At 57.5% G+C, this 3,559-nt stretch carries 2 rRNA genes; both read right to left on the minus strand.

The window, feature by feature from the left end:
* Positions 1–2 precede the first annotated feature (2 nt).
* Positions 3–119: ribosomal RNA gene (gene rrf / locus ACGFIS_RS37365) — 5S ribosomal RNA — on the minus strand.
* A 172-nt stretch (positions 120–291) separates the two neighbouring features.
* A 23S ribosomal RNA gene (locus ACGFIS_RS37370) occupies positions 292–3,406 on the minus strand.
* Positions 3,407–3,559 lie beyond the last annotated feature (153 nt).

The following is a 3,559-nucleotide window of genomic DNA, read 5'->3' on the forward strand; positions in this document are numbered from 1 at the left end:
GAGTCCGGCGGTGTCCTACTCTCCCACACAGTCTCCCATGCAGTACCATCGGCGCTGAAGGGCTTAACTTCCGGGTTCGGGATGGGACCGGGTGTTTCCCCCTCGCCAAAACCACCGAACGTCTCAACGCACCACCCCCACAACACCCGGGGGCAGGCAAGTCAACGTTCCGAGCCAGGCTCGATATTCTCTTTTAATGCTGCGGGTCACCCCAGGATTGTTTCCTGAGAACCACACAGGGACGCGAACACACTCTTGCCATCGGGCAGCGATTTGGATTGAACGTCATGTGTGTTCAAGCCACTCGGCCTATTAGTACCGGTCGACTCCACACGTTACCGCGCTTCCATCCCCGGCCTATCAACCCAATCGTCTCTTGGGGGCCTTACCCCACCCGAAGGTGGAAGGGAGAACTCATCTCGAGGAAGGCTTCCCGCTTAGATGCTTTCAGCGGTTATCCCGACCGAACGTAGCCAACCAGCCGTGCCCCTGGCGGGACAACTGGCACACCAGAGGTTCGTCCGTCCCGGTCCTCTCGTACTAGGGACAGACCCTCACAATTCTCCTACGCGCGCAGCGGATAGGGACCGAACTGTCTCGCGACGTTCTAAACCCAGCTCGCGTGCCGCTTTAATGGGCGAACAGCCCAACCCTTGGGACCTACTCCAGCCCCAGGATGCGACGAGCCGACATCGAGGTGCCAAACCATCCCGTCGATATGGACTCTTGGGGAAGATCAGCCTGTTATCCCCGGGGTACCTTTTAGCCGTTGAGCGACACCACTTCCACACGTAGGTGCCGGATCACTAGGCCCTGCTTTCGCACCTGCTCGACACGTCCGTCTCACAGTCAAGCTCCCTTGTGCCCTTACACTCGCCACCTGATTGCCAACCAGGCTGAGGGAACCTTTGGGCGCCTCCGTTACACTTTAGGAGGCAACCGCCCCAGTTAAACTACCCACCAGGCACTGTCCCCCACCCGGATACACGGGCGCGGGTTAGACGCTCAAAACGACCAGAGTGGTATTTCACCAACGACTCCACCGACACTGGCGTGCCGGCTTCACAGTCTCCCACCTATCCTACACAAGACGCTCCAAACGCCAATGCCAAGCTATAGTGAAGGTCCCGGGGTCTTTCCGTCCTGCTGCGCGAAACGAGCATCTTTACTCGTACTGCAATTTCGCCGGGCCTGTGGTTGAGACAGCGGGGAAGTCGTTACGCCATTCGTGCAGGTCGGAACTTACCCGACAAGGAATTTCGCTACCTTAGGATGGTTATAGTTACCACCGCCGTTTACCGGCGCTTAGATTCTCAGCCTCGACCCCCGAAAGGGTCTAACCGGTCCTCTTAACGTTCCGGCACCGGGCAGGCGTCAGTCCGTATACAGCGTCTTACGACTTCGCACGGACCTGTGTTTTTAGTAAACAGTCGCTTCCCCCTGGCCACTGCGACCACACCCAGCTCCGGAGGAAAACTCCATCACCAGACATGGCCCCCCTTCTCCCAAAGTTACGGGGGCAATTTGCCGAGTTCCTTAACCACAGTTCACCCGATCGCCTTGGTATTCTCTACCTGACCACCTGAGTCGGTTTAGGGTACGGGCCGCCGATACACTCGCTAGAGGCTTTTCTCGACAGCATGGGATCACTCACTTCACCTAAAACGGCTCGGCATCACATCTCACCCTCAACGGCATGCGGATTTACCTGCACACCGGGCTACATGCTTACCCCAGGACAACCATCGCCTGGGCTGAGCTACCCTCCTGCGTCACCCCATCACTCACCTACTACCCCCTCGGGCCCCACGCTCCCCGCAAAGCAGACCCGAAGGCCCACACCACGGTTCGGGTGGTTAGCATCAGAGGATTCAGCGTTGGCGCATACCAGCGGGTACGGGAATATCAACCCGTTGTCCATCGACTACGCCTGTCGGCCTCGCCTTAGGTCCCGACTTACCCTGGGCGGATTAGCCTGCCCCAGGAACCCTTGGTCATCCGGCGCACACGTTTCTCACGTGTGATTCGCTACTCATGCCTGCATTCTCACTCCCGCAGCCTCCACCACTCGATCACTCGGCGGCTTCACCGGCTACAGGACGCTCCCCTACCCACCCAGAACACAAGTCCTGAGCGCCACGGCTTCGGCGGTGTGCTTGAGCCCCGCTACATTGTCGGCGCGGAATCACTTGACCAGTGAGCTATTACGCACTCTTTCAAGGATGGCTGCTTCTAAGCCAACCTCCTGGTTGTCAGAGCAACTCCACATCCTTTCCCACTTAGCACACGCTTAGGGGCCTTAGCCGATGATCTGGGCTGTTTCCCTCTCGACTACGAAGCTTATCCCCCGCAGTCTCACTGCCACGCTCTCACTTACCGGCATTCGGAGTTTGGCTGACGTCAGTAACCTTGTAGGGCCCATCAGCCATCCAGTAGCTCTACCTCCGGCAAGAAACACGCAACGCTGCACCTAAATGCATTTCGGGGAGAACCAGCTATCACGGAGTTTGATTGGCCTTTCACCCCTAACCACAGGTCATCCCCCAGGTTTTCAACCCTGGTGGGTTCGGGCCTCCACACCGTCTTACCGGCGCTTCACCCTGCCCATGGCTAGATCACCCCGCTTCGGGTCTACAGCATGCGACTCAAACGCCCTATTCAGACTCGCTTTCGCTACGGCTACCCGCCACCGGTTAACCTCGCCACACACCATAACTCGCAGGCTCATTCTTCAAAAGGCACGCCATCACCAACCAGAACCACGAATGATCCCAGAGGAGGCTCTGACGGCTTGTAGGCACACGGTTTCAGGTACTATTTCACGACCCCTCACCGGGGCACTTTTCACCATTCCCTCACGGTACTGATCCGCTATCGGTCACCAGGAAGTATTCAGCCTTACCACGTGGTCGTGGCAGATTCACACGGGATTTCACGGGCCCCGTGCTACTCGGGAACACACCCAAGAGACATCGCAGTTTCGCCTACCGGACTCTCACCGTCTACGGTCGGCCATCCCAAACCATTCGACTACCACGATGTTTTATAACTCTCCGCCAGACTGGTAGATCCAGCAAGATGGTCCCACAACCCCGCACACGCAACCCCTACCAGGTATCACACGCGCACGGTTTAGGCTCCTCCGCTTTCGCTCACCACTACTCACGGAATCACAATTGTTTTCTCTTCCTGCGGGTACTGAGATGTTTCACTTCCCCGCGTTCCCACCAACCGCCCTATACATTCAGACGGCGGCGACACCCCATGACGGGTGCCAGGTTTCCCCATTCGGAAATCCCCGGATCAAAGTCTGGTTGCCGACTCCCCGAGGCATATCGCAGGCTCCCACGTCCTTCATCGGCTCCTGATGCCAAGGCATCCACCGTATGCCCTTAAAAACTTGAACACACAAAACGATCAAAACAAATCGCAGACAAACAACAACACCACCCAAAAACCCCCAAAAAGGGAGCCCAACGGCAGCATCATCGTTCGCCAGAGATGCTCGCGTCCACTGTGCAGTTCTCAAAAAACAACCGGGCCCACCAAAACCACACCA

Source organism: Spirillospora sp. NPDC048824 (assembly GCF_043198455.1).
Lineage (GTDB): Bacteria > Actinomycetota > Actinomycetes > Streptosporangiales > Streptosporangiaceae > Spirillospora.